Origin of the sequence: Microbacterium sp. TPU 3598 (genome assembly GCF_002356155.1) — a bacterium.
In the GTDB taxonomy this organism is placed as follows: domain Bacteria; phylum Actinomycetota; class Actinomycetes; order Actinomycetales; family Microbacteriaceae; genus Microbacterium; species Microbacterium maritypicum_A.
The window spans coordinates 2,948,899-2,964,581 of the sequence record NZ_AP017975.1; the positions used below are offsets into that span (position 1 = coordinate 2,948,899).

Annotated in this window: 16 protein-coding genes; 2 read left to right on the plus strand and 14 right to left on the minus strand. The window is 69.5% G+C overall.

The features are described from left to right. Window position 1 precedes the first annotated feature (1 nt). The 11 genes from MST3598_RS14000 to MST3598_RS14050 form a co-directional block, all read right to left on the minus strand. Window positions 2-400 (minus strand): MaoC/PaaZ C-terminal domain-containing protein, encoded by a 399-nt coding sequence (locus tag MST3598_RS14000; protein ID WP_029258934.1) that lies wholly within the window; start codon window positions 398-400, stop codon window positions 2-4. Next, a complete protein-coding gene (locus MST3598_RS14005; RefSeq protein ID WP_017829180.1) occupies window positions 400-870 on the minus strand; it encodes an FAS1-like dehydratase domain-containing protein in 471 nt (156 codons plus the stop codon). Before MST3598_RS14005 ends, MST3598_RS14000 begins: the two co-directional genes overlap by 1 nt. Before the next feature lie 57 nt (window positions 871-927). Next, window positions 928-2,130, minus strand: a complete 1,203-nt coding sequence (locus tag MST3598_RS14010; RefSeq protein ID WP_029258935.1) for a glycerate kinase family protein — start codon at window positions 2,128-2,130, stop codon at window positions 928-930. A 119-nt stretch (window positions 2,131-2,249) separates the two neighbouring features. Continuing rightward, window positions 2,250-3,857 (minus strand): SLC13 family permease, encoded by a 1,608-nt coding sequence (locus tag MST3598_RS14015; protein ID WP_197024841.1) that lies wholly within the window; start codon window positions 3,855-3,857, stop codon window positions 2,250-2,252. Beyond that, complete coding sequence (locus MST3598_RS14020; protein WP_029258937.1) at window positions 3,854-4,513, minus strand: response regulator transcription factor; 660 nt, start codon at window positions 4,511-4,513, stop codon at window positions 3,854-3,856. Before MST3598_RS14020 ends, MST3598_RS14015 begins: the two co-directional genes overlap by 4 nt. Before the next feature lies 1 nt (window position 4,514). Further along, on the minus strand, window positions 4,515-6,074 hold the full coding sequence (locus tag MST3598_RS14025; protein WP_081860095.1) for a sensor histidine kinase: 1,560 nt from the start codon (window positions 6,072-6,074) through the stop codon (window positions 4,515-4,517). Continuing rightward, the gene (locus MST3598_RS18600; protein ID WP_197703111.1) at window positions 6,067-6,369 is read right to left on the minus strand and encodes a hypothetical protein; all 303 of its coding nucleotides are present in this window, start codon (window positions 6,367-6,369) and stop codon (window positions 6,067-6,069) included. The genes MST3598_RS14025 and MST3598_RS18600 overlap by 8 nt, the downstream gene beginning before the upstream one ends. A 70-nt stretch (window positions 6,370-6,439) precedes the next feature. Next, entirely contained in the window at window positions 6,440-7,237 is a 798-nt protein-coding gene (locus MST3598_RS14035; protein WP_017829181.1) for a sulfite exporter TauE/SafE family protein, read from the minus strand. A gap of 49 nt (window positions 7,238-7,286) precedes the next feature. After that, the gene (locus tag MST3598_RS14040) at window positions 7,287-8,834 is read right to left on the minus strand and encodes a tripartite tricarboxylate transporter permease (protein WP_029258201.1); all 1,548 of its coding nucleotides are present in this window, start codon (window positions 8,832-8,834) and stop codon (window positions 7,287-7,289) included. After that, complete coding sequence (locus tag MST3598_RS14045; protein WP_231494414.1) at window positions 8,834-9,403, minus strand: tripartite tricarboxylate transporter TctB family protein; 570 nt, start codon at window positions 9,401-9,403, stop codon at window positions 8,834-8,836. The genes MST3598_RS14040 and MST3598_RS14045 overlap by 1 nt, the downstream gene beginning before the upstream one ends. Window position 9,404: 1 nt before the next feature. Further along, window positions 9,405-10,424 carry a Bug family tripartite tricarboxylate transporter substrate binding protein gene (locus MST3598_RS14050; RefSeq protein WP_029258203.1) on the minus strand — a complete coding sequence of 340 codons (1,020 nt, stop codon included), beginning with the start codon at window positions 10,422-10,424 and terminating at the stop codon, window positions 9,405-9,407. Window positions 10,425-10,587: 163 nt separating this feature from the next. Between MST3598_RS14050 and MST3598_RS14055 the strand changes: the two genes are divergently transcribed. Further along, window positions 10,588-11,808 (plus strand): PAS domain-containing protein, encoded by a 1,221-nt coding sequence (locus tag MST3598_RS14055; protein WP_036271429.1) that lies wholly within the window; start codon window positions 10,588-10,590, stop codon window positions 11,806-11,808. A gap of 91 nt (window positions 11,809-11,899) precedes the next feature. After that, window positions 11,900-13,474, plus strand: a complete 1,575-nt coding sequence (locus MST3598_RS14060; protein WP_029258205.1) for an AMP-binding protein — start codon at window positions 11,900-11,902, stop codon at window positions 13,472-13,474. Window positions 13,475-13,545: 71 nt separating this feature from the next. Here the strand turns inward: MST3598_RS14060 and rplQ are convergent, their stop codons facing one another. The 3 genes from rplQ to rpsK form a co-directional block, all read right to left on the minus strand. Continuing rightward, entirely contained in the window at window positions 13,546-14,103 is a 558-nt protein-coding gene (gene rplQ, locus MST3598_RS14065; protein WP_029258206.1) for a 50S ribosomal protein L17, read from the minus strand. Between the two features lie 33 nt (window positions 14,104-14,136). Next, the gene (locus MST3598_RS14070; RefSeq protein ID WP_021201111.1) at window positions 14,137-15,126 is read right to left on the minus strand and encodes a DNA-directed RNA polymerase subunit alpha; all 990 of its coding nucleotides are present in this window, start codon (window positions 15,124-15,126) and stop codon (window positions 14,137-14,139) included. 134 nt (window positions 15,127-15,260) lie between these two features. Further along, a complete protein-coding gene (gene rpsK / locus MST3598_RS14075; RefSeq protein WP_017829189.1) occupies window positions 15,261-15,659 on the minus strand; it encodes a 30S ribosomal protein S11 in 399 nt (132 codons plus the stop codon). Window positions 15,660-15,683: the final 24 nt, after the last annotated feature.

Sequence of the window (15,683 nt, forward strand, 5' to 3'; positions counted from 1 at the left end):
ATCAGACAGCGATGCGCAGCTGCGCCTTGACGAGCACGGTGGTCTCGCCGAATGTGACCTTGAAGTCGATGCGCGCGGCCTCGTCGTCGACGGCACCCACGGTGGCGACGACGGTGACGTCAGCGCCCTCGTCGGGGTCGACCACGACCGGCTTGGTGAAGCGCACGCCGTAGTCGAGGATGCGGGTGGCCGGGTCGAGCGCCGCGACGACCACCGACGAGGCGATGCCCATCGTGAGCATGCCGTGCGCGAGCACGCCGGGAAGCCCGACGGACGCGGCGACATCATCGCGGTAGTGGATCGGGTTGAAGTCACCGGACGCTCCCGCGTAACGCACCAGCGATTCGCGGGTGAGGTGCACGGTGCGCTCGGCGAGCACGTCTCCGACGGTGTAGCCCATCAGGCGGCCTCTCCTTCATCCGCGCTCGGCTCGGCACCGACCAGCAGCACGCTGGTGGCTGTGACGACGTGAGCACCCGCGGGGTCGGTGATCTCGGCCTCGCTGGTGATCATCGCGTTGCCGCCCATCATCCGGATGCCGGTGACGCGCAGCTGCGCGGTGAGCTCGTCGCCCGCGACGATGGGGCGCGTGTAGGTGAAGCGCTGCTCGGCGTGGATGGTGCGCGCGAGCACGATGCCGGAATCCTCCTGCCCCAGGAGCTGCTGGAGCGTGAGGTCCTGGATGACCATCGCGAAGGTCGGCGGCGCCACGACGTCGGAGAAGCCCGCCGCGCGGGCCGCCTTCAGGTCGGTGTGCTGCGGGGCGTCGGCGAAGACGGCACGAGCGAACTCGCGCACCTTCTCGCGGCCGACGAGGTACGGGGCCGTCGGCGGGAACTCCCGGCCGACCAGATCTTGGTTCACTGCCACCCCTCGATCCTACCGAGGGGTGGCGGCGAACCAGGCCGCGGGTCGGCTCCCGGGAGTTCAGGCCGCACGTGCGGACATCGCCGATCCGAGCAGCACCATCCTCATGCTGCGCTCCGCGGCGTCGCGCAGCAGTGCCTCACCGTGTTCCACCGCCTGTTCGAGGGGCATCGGCACGGTGATGATCGAGGCGATCGCGTCGATGCCGATGTCATGCACGGTCGGCGCGCCGACACCCAGCGATCCGGCGATGCCGAGCACCGGCACGCCGGCGACTCTGGCGCGCATCGCGATCTCGGCCGGCACCTTGCCCCGAGGCGTCTGGAAGTCGATCGCCCCTTCGGCGGTGATGATGAGATCGGCCACCGCCATCAGCTCATCGAGGGGCTCGGGCAGCAGCCCGCTGTCGAGGAGCACCTCGAAACGCGGGGCGAGACGCGCACCGAGCACGGCGGCAAGACCCGCTCCGAGCCCGCCAGAGGCGCCGGTGCCGCCGCCGGTGCGCACATCCATCCCCGCTCCGAACGGACTCTGCTCCTCGAGCAGACCGGCCCAGACGTCGAGGGCGTCCGCGAGCTCCTCGACCTGCTCGGACGTCGCCCCCTTCTGCGGACCGAACACCCTGGCCACGCCGCGCGGTCCGCACAGGACGTTGTGGATGTTGCAGGCGAGCACGATCTCGACCTCGCCGATGCGGGGATGAAGACCCGCGAGATCGAGGCGCACCGCATCGCGGAGATGCCGCCCGCCCGCGGTGATCGGCACACCGTCTCGGTCGAGGATGCGCACGCCGAGCGCTTCGAGCGCCCCGGCACCGCCGTCGCTCGTGCCGGAGTCGCCGCAGCCGACCACGATCCGCTCCGCACCGGCGTCCAGTGCAGAGGCGATCAGCTCGCCCACGCCGCGCGTCGTCGTCTCCCCCGGGTCCCGGCGATCGCGCGGCACGAGCCGCAGACCCGCCGCCGACGCCATCTCGACCACGGCGGTCCCGATGGCGTGCCCACCGAGCCGCGCCCAGTGCGCGTCCACCGGTTCGCCGACGGGGCCCGTCACCCGTGCCGGGATGAGCTCTCCTCCGGTCGCCGCGGCGAGCGCGGCGGCCGTGCCCTCTCCTCCGTCCGGCACCGGGTACTCGTCCACCTGCACGCCGGGGATGACCCGACGAACGCCGGCGGCGATGGCCTGGGCCACGGCCTCGGCGCTCAGGCTCTCCTTGAAGCCACTGGGTGCGACCAGGATGCGCTGCGGGGTGTGGATCGACATGATTCCTCCTTCTGCGCCCGAGACGGGCGACGAGCGCCCGGTGTGCGGGCACGACGAGCACCGGTGCACCGGCGGCGCACGCGGAGTGAAGCGGGTGTGGGATGGGCCGGGGCCGCGGATCAGAGCAGCAGCGGCAGCCCCATCAGAGGCCACACCCACAGGGCGAAGACGGCCACGAGCACGAACATCGCCGGTGCCAGCAGCACCGAGAGCCGGCGCAGGTCCAGCGGGGTGAAGCCCCCGCTCACGATGTCGGGGTCGGCGAACATGGCGACCGGCTTCGCCGAACTGGGGAGCGTGTGGCAGAACCCGGCCGCGGCGGTCGAGGCGAACGCCGCCGCCATCGGGGAGACGCCGAGTGCGGGAGCGAGCGCGATCACGACCGGGACGATCGCGGCGGAGCGGGCCGACCGCGACGGGATCAGCAGGTGCGCGGCGGTCGAGATCGCGATGACCACGAGCACGAACGCGACGGCTCCCGCGGCGCCGAGCCCCCGGAGCGGGGCGAGCGCCGACGAACTCAACCAGGCGGCGGCGCCCGTGCTGGTGAGCGCGGATGCCAGCGCGAGAGTCGCGGCGAGAAACAGCAGCAGCGACCACGGCACGCGCTTGATCGCGGCGGGGAAGGTCAGGCAGCCGATCCCGGGCGTCACGGCGGCGACGGCTCCGATGAGGGCGACCAGTGCCGGCGACAGATGGTGCAGCGGTTCCGTGGCCCAGAGGAGGACCACACCGCCCAGCAGCACGCCAGCGCGTCGCTCCATGGTGCTGAGCGGCCCGGTCACGGCGGTCGATGCGGAGCGGCCGATATCCGTCGCGCTCATCCGCAGCGGCGTGCTGCGGTCGTCGCGGCGGGTGAAGCGCCAGAGGATGAGCTCGCAGGCCAGGTGCGACGAGACCGCGGCGAGGGGCAGCCCGAGCCAGAGCCAGCTCAGGAACGTGAAGCCCTGCTCGCCCGCGGCCCGCAGCAGCTGATCCGTCACGATGTGCGCCCCCGCGCCGAGCAGCGAGCCGACGGCCGAGAGCAGGACCACGGTCGGCATCAGCAGGGCGAGGGCGCGGATCACCCGCTCGCGTCCGGGAAGCGCGGCCGCGACCGCCGCGTGCACGGGGACGGCGAGCGCGGCGCGCCCGGAGGTGGCGGGCACGGCGAAGGCGGTGAGCGTGAGGGCGACGGTCGTCAGATGGAACAGGCTCCGCGGCCCGCGTGCGAACCGCAGCAGATGCGAGGCACCGCGCAGAGCGAGGCCGGAGGACGACACTGCGGAGGCGATCACGAACGCGCCGATGAGCAGCCAGATCGTCTCGTCGCCGAGGGAGGCGAAGAAGTCGCTCGCCGGCAGCACGCCGGTGACGATCAGGGCGATCGCGGCGAGGAAGGCGACGAGCGTGTCATCGAGGCCGGTGGATGTCCACGCCCACACCGCGAGCAGGAACACGGTGAGAGTCACGGCGATCGGCATGGTCACCCGGCTGGGGCCGGCACCCTGAGACAGCGACGACAGCGCCATGGCGAGCCCCGCGATCAGCACGAGTCCGAGGGCGATGAGACTGAGGATGCGCCCGCGCCCGAGCCGGCGCACCGCGAAGCCACGTCCGGCCGAGTTGCGACCGGTGAACGGGGTCGGGCGCTGCGGCGGCATCGTCGAGAATCGCGTGCGCTCGATCGCCGACGGCTCGGCCACCCGGCTCGCGTTCTCTGTATGGGTATGGGTGGGGTCACTCATCGGAATCGGTATCCCGCCCCGCGCACCGTCTCGATGCGATCGACACCGATCTTGCCGCGCAGTGCCCGCACGTACACGTCGACCACGTTGGAGGCCGGATCGAAGTCCATCCCCCACACGTGCCCGATCAGCTGGTCGCGCGACAGCACCTGGCCGGCGTTCTGCAGGAACACCTCGAGCAGGGCGAACTCCCGCGAGGTGAGCTCGCGCATGTCGCCGTCGACCGTGACCGTGCGGGCGCGCACATCCACCCGCACATCGCCGTGGGTGAGCACGGGGCCGGCCGCGCGTCCCTCGCCGTCGCCGATCCGCAGCCGCACCCTGGCGATGAGCTCGGCGAACTGGAACGGCTTGGTGACGTAGTCGTTCGCCCCGCTCTCCAAGCCCCGCACCGTGTCGATGACCGAGTCACGGGCGGTGAGGATGATGACCGGTGTCGCGACGCCCTCGCCGCGCAGGTTGGCGAGCACGTCGAAACCGTCCATGCCGCCGAGCCCGATGTCGAGCAGCACCAGATCGAACATGCCGCTGCGTGCCATCAGCAGCGCGGTGTGGCCGTCGGCCGCCTCGGCGGTCTCGTAGCCGGCCGCGCGCAGGCCCCGGCGGACGAACGAGGTGATGTGCGGGTCGTCTTCCGCGATGAGGATGCTGCGCATCTCACTCGCTCCTCTCTGCCGCGGTGTCGAACCGCGTGGTGGTGGGTGCCGGAAGGTCGATGCCGAACGTGGCACCTTCTCCGAACACACTGTCGACCCAGGCTGAACCGCCGTGTCCATCGGTGATCGCCCGCACGATCGCGAGCCCGAGCCCCGACCCTCGTCGCGCACCGGAGCTGTCTCCGCGGGCGAAGCGCTCGAAGATGCGCTCGGCGTCGGCCACGGCGACCCCGGGACCGGAGTCGCGCACCCACAGCCGCAGCCGCCGTTCGCTCCCCTCGCCGTCGAAGCGCGAACCGATGAGGATGCGGTCACCTGTCTCGGTCACCTGCACCGCGTTCGCCGCGAGCTGCAGCACGGCCTGGGTCACCCGCTGGGGATCGAGCGCCGCCGTCCCCTCGGCCACCTCCATGAGCTGCCAGCGACGATCTCCGAGGTTCTGCGCCTTGGCCTCGATGTCGAGGGTGAGGGCGGCGGTGTCGCAGTTCGCGACCCGCACGAAGTCGGGCTGCTCGGCCCTCGCGAGCACGAGCAGGTCGGTGACGATGCGGCTCATCCGGTCGAGCTCGTCGCTGACGAGACGCAGGGTCGCCGCACGCTCCTCCGGGTCTTCGCTCAGCAGTTCCAACTGGCCGCGGACGATGGTGATCGGCGTGCGCAGCTCGTGTCCCGCATCGTCGACGAACCGCTGCTGCGTCGCGTGCACGGCCTCGAGGCGGTCGAGCATCTGGTTGAAGGTCGTGGCCACGGCCGCGATGTCGTCGGTGCCCTCGACCGGCACGCGCGCCGAGAGGTCGTGCTCTCCGATGTCGCGGGCGACCCGGTACACCTCTCGCACGGGAGCCAGGATCTGCCCGGCGACGAGCCAGGCGACGCCGGAGCTGAGCAGGATCCCGATCAGCGCCACCCACGCGATCGTGGCGAATCCCGCGTCGACCTGCGAGCGCGCCTCCTGCGTGTACTGCACGATCAGCACCGCGCCACCGCGATCACCGGTGGTGAACTCCAACCGACCCCAGCGCAGGGGGCCCACGTCGGGCGCATCCATCGAGCCGGACGCCGACGTCTCATCGAGCAGTCGGTTCACGAGCGCCTCGCCGCCCGGCACTGCAGCGAGCGCGGAGGCATCCGTCGCTTGCACCCGGCCGTTCGCGACCGCGATCACTGCCCCCTCGACGGTGGCGATCACGACCTCGTTCTCGTGCACGGACTGGCGGGCGACGTACTCGCTGACCAGCTCCTCGGCCGTGGTGTGACCACTGGCCGCGGCATCCTCCGCGAATCGGGAGAACTCAGAGGCCTCCTGCTCGATCTCGGCGTTGGCCGACTGCTCCACACCGGCGAGGAAGATGCTGCGGCCGACCATGCCGACGGCGAGGAGCGTGATGGCGGTGCTGAGGATGATCCACAGCGTGATACGCCAGCGGGCAGGCAGAGTGCGGCGGCGCAAGGTGCGCAGCGGCGCACCGGTGGCCGCGAGGCCCTGCGCCGCCGCACGCGTCGGCGCGTGCGGCGTGGCGCTCTCGTCGAGATCCAGGGGCAGGGTAGGGGCGTCAGTCATCATCGCCGCCACCGTCATCGTCGTCGTCGCCAGCGGGTGGGGCGGGCGCAGGCGCAGGTACCGGTGCCGGGGCAGGGGCCGGCGCAGGTGCCGGCGCAGGCGCAGGTGCCGGCGCAGGCGCGGGCGCGGGCGCAGGCGCCTCGCTCGGCACCGGCGGCGCGAGCTGCACCGACACGGGTTCGGTAGGGATCCGCGGCGAGGGCGGCATCTGCGCCAGCACGACGCTTCCGACCGCGAAGGCGACCGGGATCGCGATCAGGGCGCCGGTGACGAGAAGGCGTCGTGGAGTGGACATGACCCCATGATGCCCGTCGATCATGATGGGCAGATGAGCCGTGGATGAAGATCCCTTCATCCGGACACGCTCAGGCCCGCTTGCGCCCTCTGACCGCCTTGATCGCCATCTGCACCGCGATCACGACCAGATATGCCGCGAACAGCATGTTGCCGAGAGTCGGATCGACGATCGTCGCCAACCATGCCCCGAGCGCCGTCGTCGTGCAGGCGGAGACGCCGATGAGCAGCGCGGCGAGCAGATCGACGTTGCGGTTGCGGAGGTTTCCCACGGTGCCCGAGATCGCCGTCGGGATCATCATGAGCAGCGACGTGCCCTTGGCGACCAGGTCGCTGGTGCCGAACGCCAGCATCAGCACGGGCACGACGATCACACCGCCGCCGACGCCGATGAGCCCGGCGAGGATGCCGGTGCCGATGCCCACGCCGACGAGGGCGATACCTGTCAGCCAGGACAGTTCGAACGCGGCATCGCGCGAGGGGATGACCAGGAAGAGGCTGACGATCACGACCAGCAGGAAGCCGACGAAACCCCAGCGCAGGGCGGTCTGCGAGATGCGCGGCAGCAGCCGTGTGCCGATCTGCGCACCCACCACGGCGCCGGCGGCGAGGATGATCGCGGGGATCCAGGCGACAGACCCGGTCGTGGCGTAGGAGATGACGCCGACGCTCGCCGTCGGCACGATCGCCGCGAGGGATGTCCCTGCCGCGAGGCGCTGATCGAAGTGCAGCAGGAGCACGAGAAGCGGAACGATGACCGTGCCACCGCCCACGCCGAAGAGTCCGGAGAGGAGGCCGGCGAGAAGGCCGATGCCGATGAACGCCGCGTAGGCGCGAGGCCCTCGTGCGGGGGCCTGTACGTCACTCACCGGATCAGCCTACTCGCGGCCTCCTCCCCTCTCGAACCCGCGTCGCGGATCAGACCTCGGAGTCCGCCTTGATCGGCACCGCGATCGACGCGGTCAGCGCCTGCTCGTACCGGCGCTGGCGACGCCGCAACCAGAGTCCGCCGACGATCAGCAGGGCGAGCACCCCGTAGGCGATCGCCGCGAACGGCTGCATGACGAGCGTGCTCAGATCCCCCTGGCTCAGCTGCAGCGCCTTGCGCAGCTGCTCCTCGGCCATCGGCCCCAGGATCATGCCGACCACGAGCGGCGCGACCGGATAGCCGTACCTGCGCATGAAGTAGCCGAGGATGCCGACGATCAGCAGGATCACGATGTCCGACGGCGAACTGTGCAGTGCGTATGCCCCGAACACCGCGAACAGGAGGATGCCCGCGTACAGATACGGCCGCGGGATCTGCAGCAGCTTCACCCACATGCCCACGAGCGGCAGGTTGAGCACGATCAGGATCACGTTGCCGATGTAGAGGCTCGCGATGAGCGCCCACACCAGGTTCGACTGGCTCTCGAACAGCAGCGGTCCCGGTTGGATGCCGTACGACTGGAACGCTGTGAGGATGATCGCCGCAGTCGCCGTCGTCGGCAGGCCCAGCGTGAGCAGGGGCACCAGCACTCCGGCGGCCGCGGCGTTGTTCGCCGACTCCGGACCGGCGACGCCCTCGATCGCACCGCGGCCGAACTCGTCGCGGTGCTTCGACAGCTTGCGCTCGGTCGCATACGACAGGAACGTGGCGACGTCCGCACCGCCGGCGGGGATCGTGCCGATCGGGAAGCCGATCGCCGTGCCGCGCAGCCACGGCTTCCAGGACCTCCGCCAGTCGGACCTCGTCATCCACGAGCGCCACCCGCGGGTCACGGGGATCACGTCGACCCCGCCGTGCCGCAACCGGGCGGCGATGTAGAACGTCTCCCCGACCGCGAACAGGCCGACGGCGACCAGCACGATGTCGACGCCGTCGGACAGCGCCGGGAGCCCCAGCGTGTAGCGCTGCTGGCCGGAGAGCCAATCGGTGCCGACCAGCCCGAGGAAGAGGCCGACGCCGAGCGAGAGCATGCCGCGCGAGATCGAGCTGCCGATCAGCGCGCCGACCGTGATGAACGCGATGACGATGAGGGCCACGTAGTCGGCGGGCCCGAGGTTCACGGCGAACTGCGCGAGCAGCGGTGCGAGCAGCGTGAGGCCCAGCGTCGCCAGGGTGCCGGCGATGAAGGACCCGATGGCGGCGGTGGCGAGCGCGGCAGCGCCCCGCCCCATCCTGGCCATCTTGTTGCCCTCGATCGCTGTGACTATCGAGGCCGACTCCCCCGGTGTGTTCAGGAGGATGCTCGTCGTCGAGCCGCCGTACATGCCGCCGTAGTAGATGCCCGCGAACGTGATCAACGCCGCTGCGGGGTCGAGCGTGTAGGTGAGGGGAAGCAGCAGCGCCACCGTCATCGCGGGGCCGATGCCCGGGAGCACCCCGACCGCGGTGCCGACGAGGACGCCGAGGAAGGCGAAGGCGAGGTACTGCGGCTGCAGCGCGGTCGCGAAGCCCTCCAGGAGCAGGGTCCAACTGTCCATCAGAACATCCTTCCGAGCCAGCCGAGAGCAGGGCCCCAGGGCAGCGACAGGCCGAGCAGACCGCCGAAGACGACCTGGATCACGAGCGCGACCACGATGCCGATCAGGAACGCCATCCACCACCGCTTGGCGGCGAGCGACCACGCGACCCCGCCGAACAGCAGAGCGGCCGCCGGCGCCCACCCCAGCGGCTCGATCAAGAGCAGGTGCGCGACGACGAGACCGGCCAGCTTGGCGAGGGTGACCCAGTCGGTCGGCAGGCTCTCATCGATGTCCTCCGCCTCCTCCGCACCGCCGCGCTCCCCGCGCAGCACGCCGATGAGAACGGCGACGGCCGAGGCGAGCAGGATGACCGAGACGAAGATCGGGAAGACCGTCGGACCGGCCTTCATCCCGACGGGGACGTGGATCAGGAAGATGCCGACGACGGCGAAGACGCCGAGCGCGACCATGATTCCGGCGAACACGAGCTCGCCGAGGGGGACGGAGGGAGAGCGGCGTGCGGGTCGACCATCGTGGTCGACCCGCACCCCCTGCTCCTCGATCCCCGATGAGGCGGGGACCGTCATGTCACTGCACCAGACCGATGTTCTTCAGCGTCGCCGTGACCTCTTCGATGTTCCCGGTGAGGAAGTCATCGAACTCCGCGCCGACCAGGAACGCGTCGGTCCACCCCTTGGTCTCCAGCTGCTCCGTCCACGCCTCGGATTCGTGCAGTTCGGTGATCACGCGCACCAGCTCGTCCTTCTCGCCGTCGGAGATGCCACCGGGGGCGATCACGCCGCGCCAGTTGGTCAGGACCACGTCGTACCCCTCCTCGGTGATGGTCGGGACATCCGGGAGCTGCGACACCGGCTCATCGCTCGAGACAGCCAGAGCCTTGAGCGCGCCGCTCTCGATGTGCTGCGCGAACTCGCCGACGCCCGAGATGCCCGCGGCGACCTTGCCGCCGATCAGCAGCGGAACGGCCTCGCCGCCGCCGGAGTTCGGCGTGTAGTTCAGCTTCTCGGCGATCTCGGCCCCGTCGAGTCCTGCTTCCTCGAGCATGAGACCGGCGAGGATGTGGTCGGCGCCGCCCGCCGAGCCGCCGGTGATCGTGACCGCCTGGCCGTTGTCGACGACGTCGTCGACGAGGTCTTCGAGCGTGTCGTACTTCGAGTCGGCCGGCACCACCACGACGAGCGGTTCGTCGGTGAGTCGGGCGATCGGTGTGGTGTCCTCGATCCGCACGGCCGAGGCGTTGGTCTCGACCGCTCCGACCATGACCAGGCCCATCACCATCAGCGTGTTCGGGTCCTTCTCGTTGGCGAGCTGGGCGAGGCCGACCGTGCCACCGGCACCGCCCACGTTGGTCACGGGGGCGGAGGCCACGAGGTCGTCCTGCGTGAGCACCTGCGACAGCGCCCGGCCCGTCTGATCCCATCCCCCACCGGGATCCGCCGGGACCACGATCGAGACGTCGGTGACGGTGGCGGCTTCTGCTTCCCCTCCGCCGTCGTCGGTCGCTGCGCTGCCTCCCGCGCACGAGGTGAGGGTGAGGGCTGCGACCGCGGCCAGCCCGGCCAGGGTTGCGATGCGTGCGTTCTTCATGTGCGCTCCTCCTTGAGCGTTCGTGGTGCTGTGGCTCCACCCTGGAGGGGGAGCGGCGCCTGCTCCAGCTTCGGAAACCATTGGTCGGAGTTTCGGAACTATTGGTCACGAGCGGCGCTCCCGCCCGCTCGCACCGCACTCGCCGAAGGGCCAGAATGAGCAGGTGGCCTCGAAGATGACGCTCCGCGTGCAGTTGCTCGTGCTGCAGGCGCTGATCGTGTTCCTGGTGACCCTGGCGACCGGCATCGTGGCCGGCGCGTTCCAGGAGCAGGCTCTCCGCGAGGCGTACAAGGACCGGATGCAGGCCGTGGCCCAGTCGATCGCCGCGCTCCCGACGGTGCACGCGGCGTTCGACGATGCCGAGCCCTCCGCAGCCATCCAGCCGATCGCCGAGGTCATCCGCGAGGCCTCCGATCTCGCCTACGTCGTCGTCGCCAACGAAGACGGCATCCGCTACTCGCACCCGAATCCGGAGCGCATCGGCGAGAAGGTCTCCACCGACCCGTCGATCCCCCTCGCCGGCGAGATCTACGTCGGCACGCAGACCGGCACGCTCGGCACGTCGTGGCGGGTCAAGGTCCCCATCCGCGACGATGAGGGCGACGTTATCGGCACCGCATCCGTCGGGATTCTCGAGTCGGAGCTGAACGAGGAGTTCTCGGCCAATCTCGTCTGGCTGATCTCGGCGATGCTGGCGGCTGCTGTTCTCGGGGTGTTCGGCTCGGCGTGGGTGACCTCCATCATCCGGCGGCGCATCTACCGTCTCGAACCCCACCAGATCGCCGCTCTCGTGAAGAACCAGGAGACCACGCTGCACGGTCTGAGCGAAGGGGTCATCACGGTCGACGGCACCGGGCGGATCACGCTCGTCAACGACGCCGCCGCCCGATTCCTCGACAGGGATGCCGCCGATCTCGACGGCGAACCCGCCGCCGAGGTCCTGGGCACAGAGCTCGCCACGGTGCTCCGGCAGGGCGAGTCCGCCGGCCGGCCGGTGATCGTCGGGGCGCACGTGCTCGTCGCCCGCAGCACCGGAAGCGAGGCAGACGGCGAAGGCATCGGAGCGACGCTGCTGTTGCGCGATCACACCGAGTTGCATGACGTGGTGCGACGGGTCGAGGCCGCGGATGCGATCATCGCGTTCCGACAGCGACTCGGGCTCCCCAAGGGACTGAGCGCCGAGACGCTCGATCGTGTCTGCGCAGCTCTCGCTGCGCGCCCCGACGCTTCGGCGACCGAGATCGGCGACGACCTCGAGATCTCGCGCGTCAGCGCCCGCCGCTACCTCGAGCATCTCGCCGGCTCCGGCCGAGCGACCCGCACGCTCGACTACTCGACCAAGGGCCGCCCGAGTACCCGCTACCGGTCGAACGACGCCGTCTGAGGCCCGTCACCCCTGGGACGCAGTGCCATTGTGTGCGACACTGGATCGCATTCGACGTCGTCGTCAGCCTGCCCGGATCGAAGGAGATCTCATGGTTCGCAGTACCTATCCCGATGTGGAGATCCCCGAGGTCTCCATCCACGAGTTCCTGTTCGGCGATCTCTCCGAAGCCGAACTCGACACCATCGCCCTCGTCGACGGGATGAGCGGGGCGACCACCACCTACCGGCAGCTCGTCGGACAGATCGACCTTTTCGCCGGCGCCCTCGCGGCACGCGGAGTCGGGGTGGGCACCACTGTCGGCGTCCTCTGTCCGAACATCCCGGCCTTCGCCACCGTTTTCCACGGCATCCTCCGCGCGGGGGCGACGGCCACCACCATCAACTCCCTCTACACCGCCGACGAGATCGCGAACCAGCTCACCGACGCCGGAGCGACCTGGCTCGTGACGGTCTCCCCTCTGCTTCCCGGCGCACAGGCCGCCGCGGACAAGCTCGGGTTCGACGCCGACCACGTGATCGTTCTCGACGGCGCCGAGGGCCACCCGTCCCTCCCCGCGCTGCTCAGCGAAGGGCACCCCGCACCGGACGTGACATTCGACCCGGCGACCCATCTCGCCGTCCTCCCCTACTCCTCGGGAACGACCGGCCGCCCGAAGGGCGTCATGCTCACGCACCGCAACCTGGTGGCCAACGTGTCGCAGTGCCGTCCGGTCCTCGGCGTCGATGCCAGTGACCGGGTGCTCGCCGTCCTGCCCTTCTTCCACATCTACGGCATGACGGTACTGCTGAACTTCGCGCTGCGTCAACGGGCCGGGCTCGTCACGATGCCGAAGTTCGACCTCCCCGAGTTCCTGCGCATCATCGCCGAGCACCGCACCACCTGGGTGTTCGTCGCTCCCCCGATCGCGGTCGCGCTCGCGAAGCATCCGATCGTCGACCAGTACGACCTCTCCGCCGTGAAGGTGATCTTCTCCGGCGCCGCTCCTCTCGACGGCGCCCTGGCCTCGGCGGTGGCCAACCGCTTGGGGTGCATCGTGACCCAGGGGTACGGCATGACCGAGACCAGCCCCGCGGTCAACCTCATCTCCGAGGCACGCACCGACATCGACCGCTCGACCATCGGGCCCCTCGTGCCGAACACCGAAGCACGGCTCGTCGATCCCGATTCGGGCGAAGACGTCACAGTGCCGGCAGAGGGCGCGAGCGAGCCCGGCGAACTGTGGGTGCGGGGACCGCAGGTCATGGTCGGCTACCTCAACCGCCCGGACGCCACGGCAGAGATGCTCGATGCCGACGGCTGGCTGCACACCGGTGATGTCGCCACCGTCACCGATGAGGGCATCTACCGTATCGTCGACCGGCTCAAGGAACTCATCAAGTACAAGGGCTACCAGGTGGCTCCGGCCGTGCTGGAAGCCGTGCTGCTCGAGCATCCCTCCATCGCGGATGCCGCCGTGATCGGCGCACTCGATGAGGACGGCCAGGAGATGCCCAAGGCCTTCGTCGTACGCCAGCCGGAAGCCGAACTCGATGCCGAGGCGGTCATGGCCCACGTCGCCTCGCATGTCGCGCCGCACGAGAAGGTACGCCAGGTGGAGTTCATCGATGTGATCCCCAAGTCGAGCTCGGGGAAGATCCTGCGCAAGGATCTGCGTACCCGCTGACGACGTCACCGGGTACACGAAGAAGCCCGCCATCCCTTTCGGGGTGGCGGGCTTCTTCGTGAGCGAAGTGCTTACTCGGACTTCTTCTCGACAGCGTCCTCGGCGGCAGCCTCGGCTGCTTCGCCCTCGGCCTGCGACTCGGCGCCGGACTCGACGGTCTCGTCGGCGGGAGCCTCCTCAGCGGGAGCCTCCTCGACGACCTCAGCCGGCTTCTCGGCCTTCTCGGCCTTCGGAGCAGCAGCCTTCTTGGTCGACTTCGCCTTCGGGGTGACGGGCTCGAGGACGAGCTCGATCACGGCCATCGGCGCGTTGTCGCCCTTGCGGTTGCCGACCTTCGTGATGCGGGTGTAGCCGCCCTCACGGTCAGCGACGAGCGGCGCGATCTCGGAGAACAGGACGTGCACGACTTCCTTGTCACCGATGACCGACAGCACGCGACGACGCGCGTGCAGGTCGCCACGCTTGGCGAAGGTGATCAGACGCTCGGCGAGCGGACGAAGGCGCTTGGCCTTGGTCTCGGTCGTCTTGATCGACTTGTGGGTGTAGAGCGCCGCCGCGAGGTTGGCAAGCATCAGGCGCTCGTGTGCGGGGCCGCCTCCGAGGCGGGGACCCTTAGTGGGCTTGGGCATAATCGTCTAACTCCTGGTCAGAAAGGTCGGGTATCAGAAGGACTCGTCTTCGCTGCCGCCGTAGAAGTGGGCGCCGTCGAAACCGGGCACCGAATCCTTGAGCGACAGACCGAGCGAGATGAGCTTGTCGCGCACCTCGTCGACCGACTTCTGGCCGAAATTGCGGATGTTCATGAGCTGCGTCTCCGACAGGGCGACGAGCTCGGAAACGGTGTTGATGCCCTCACGCTTCAGGCAGTTGTACGAGCGGACCGACAGGTCGAGGTCCTCGATCGGCATCGACAGCTCGCTGGAGTTCACTGCCTCCACCGGCGCCGGGCCGATCTCGATGCCCTCGGCCTCGACGTTCAGCTCGCGGGCGAGACCGAACAGCTCGGTGAGCGTCTTCGCAGCCGAAGCGACGGCGTCGCGGGGGCTGATGGCCGACTTGGTCTCGACGTCGAGGACGAGCTTGTCGAAGTCGGTGCGCTCCCCGGCACGGGTCGCGTCGACGCGGTAGCTGACCTTGAGGACCGGCGAGTAGATCGAGTCGATCGGGATCTGACCGGCTTCGGCGTACTCGTTGCGGTTCTGCGTCGCCGAGACGTAGCCACGGCCACGCTCGATGGTGAGCTCGAGCTCGAACTTCGCGGTGTCGTTCAGCGTCGCGATGACGAGCTCGGGGTTCTGCACCTCGACACCGGCCGGAGCCGAGATGTCAGCGGCGGTGACTTCGCCCGCACCGGTCTTGCGCAGGTACGCGGTGATGGGCTCATCGCGCTCCGACGAGACGACGAGCTGCTTGATGTTGAGGATGATCTCGGTGACATCCTCCTTCACGCCGGGGATGGTGCTGAACTCGTGCAGCACGCCGTCGATGCGAACGCTGGTGACAGCAGCACCGGGGATCGACGACAGCAGGCTGCGACGCAGCGCGTTGCCGATCGTGTAACCGAAGCCGGGCTCCAGAGGCTCGATGATGAACCGGCTACGGTTCTCGACGATCTTTTCCTCGGTCAGTGTGGGACGCTGTGCAATAAGCACTCTGTGTTCCTTTCGATCACATGCCCGCTATATGACATGTGGTGGGGTGAGGTTTTGAGTTGTGGAAGTCGATGCCCGCACGCGGGCGTCGAGCCGCTCAGACCACGAAGGGACCGAGCGGCTCGACACGCGAATCAGACGCGGCGACGCTTCGGCGGACGGCAGCCGTTGTGCGCCTGCGGGGTGACGTCCTGGATCGAACCCACCTCGAGGCCGGCGGCCTGCAGCGAGCGGATCGCGGTCTCGCGGCCGGAGCCCGGACCCTTCACGAGGACGTCGACCTTCTTGACGCCGTGCTCCGCAGCCTGGCGGGCAGCCGACTCGGCGGCCATGCCTGCGGCGTACGGGGTCGACTTGCGGGAGCCCTTGAAGCCCACGCCACCCGACGATGCCCAGGCGATGACGGCGCCGGACGGGTCGGTGATCGAGACGATCGTGTTGTTGAACGTCGACTTGATGTGGGCCTGGCCCAGCGCGATGTTCTTCTTTTCCTTGCGGCGCGGCTTGCGCGCGGCGGCCTTGGGTGCAGCCATGAAAGTGTTCTCCTAGTCCCTGGG

Excerpts from the sequence above, each read along its gene's own strand:
- rplQ (WP_029258206.1), bottom strand. The coding sequence starts at position 14,103 with ATGCCCAAGCCCACTAAGGGTCCCCGCCTCGGAGGCGGCCCCGCACAC.
- MST3598_RS18600 (WP_197703111.1), bottom strand. The coding sequence starts at position 6,369 with ATGTCCACTCCACGACGCCTTCTCGTCACCGGCGCCCTGATCGCGATC.
- MST3598_RS14010 (WP_029258935.1), bottom strand. The coding sequence starts at position 2,130 with ATGTCGATCCACACCCCGCAGCGCATCCTGGTCGCACCCAGTGGCTTC.
- MST3598_RS14060 (WP_029258205.1), top strand. The coding sequence starts at position 11,900 with ATGGTTCGCAGTACCTATCCCGATGTGGAGATCCCCGAGGTCTCCATC.
- MST3598_RS14025 (WP_081860095.1), bottom strand. The coding sequence starts at position 6,074 with ATGACTGACGCCCCTACCCTGCCCCTGGATCTCGACGAGAGCGCCACG.
- rpsK (WP_017829189.1), bottom strand. The coding sequence starts at position 15,659 with ATGGCTGCACCCAAGGCCGCCGCGCGCAAGCCGCGCCGCAAGGAAAAG.
- MST3598_RS14045 (WP_231494414.1), bottom strand. The coding sequence starts at position 9,403 with ATGACGGTCCCCGCCTCATCGGGGATCGAGGAGCAGGGGGTGCGGGTC.
- MST3598_RS14000 (WP_029258934.1), bottom strand. The coding sequence starts at position 400 with ATGGGCTACACCGTCGGAGACGTGCTCGCCGAGCGCACCGTGCACCTC.
- MST3598_RS14040 (WP_029258201.1), bottom strand. The coding sequence starts at position 8,834 with ATGGACAGTTGGACCCTGCTCCTGGAGGGCTTCGCGACCGCGCTGCAG.
- MST3598_RS14015 (WP_197024841.1), bottom strand. The coding sequence starts at position 3,857 with ATGAGTGACCCCACCCATACCCATACAGAGAACGCGAGCCGGGTGGCC.
- MST3598_RS14020 (WP_029258937.1), bottom strand. The coding sequence starts at position 4,513 with ATGCGCAGCATCCTCATCGCGGAAGACGACCCGCACATCACCTCGTTC.
- MST3598_RS14050 (WP_029258203.1), bottom strand. The coding sequence starts at position 10,424 with ATGAAGAACGCACGCATCGCAACCCTGGCCGGGCTGGCCGCGGTCGCA.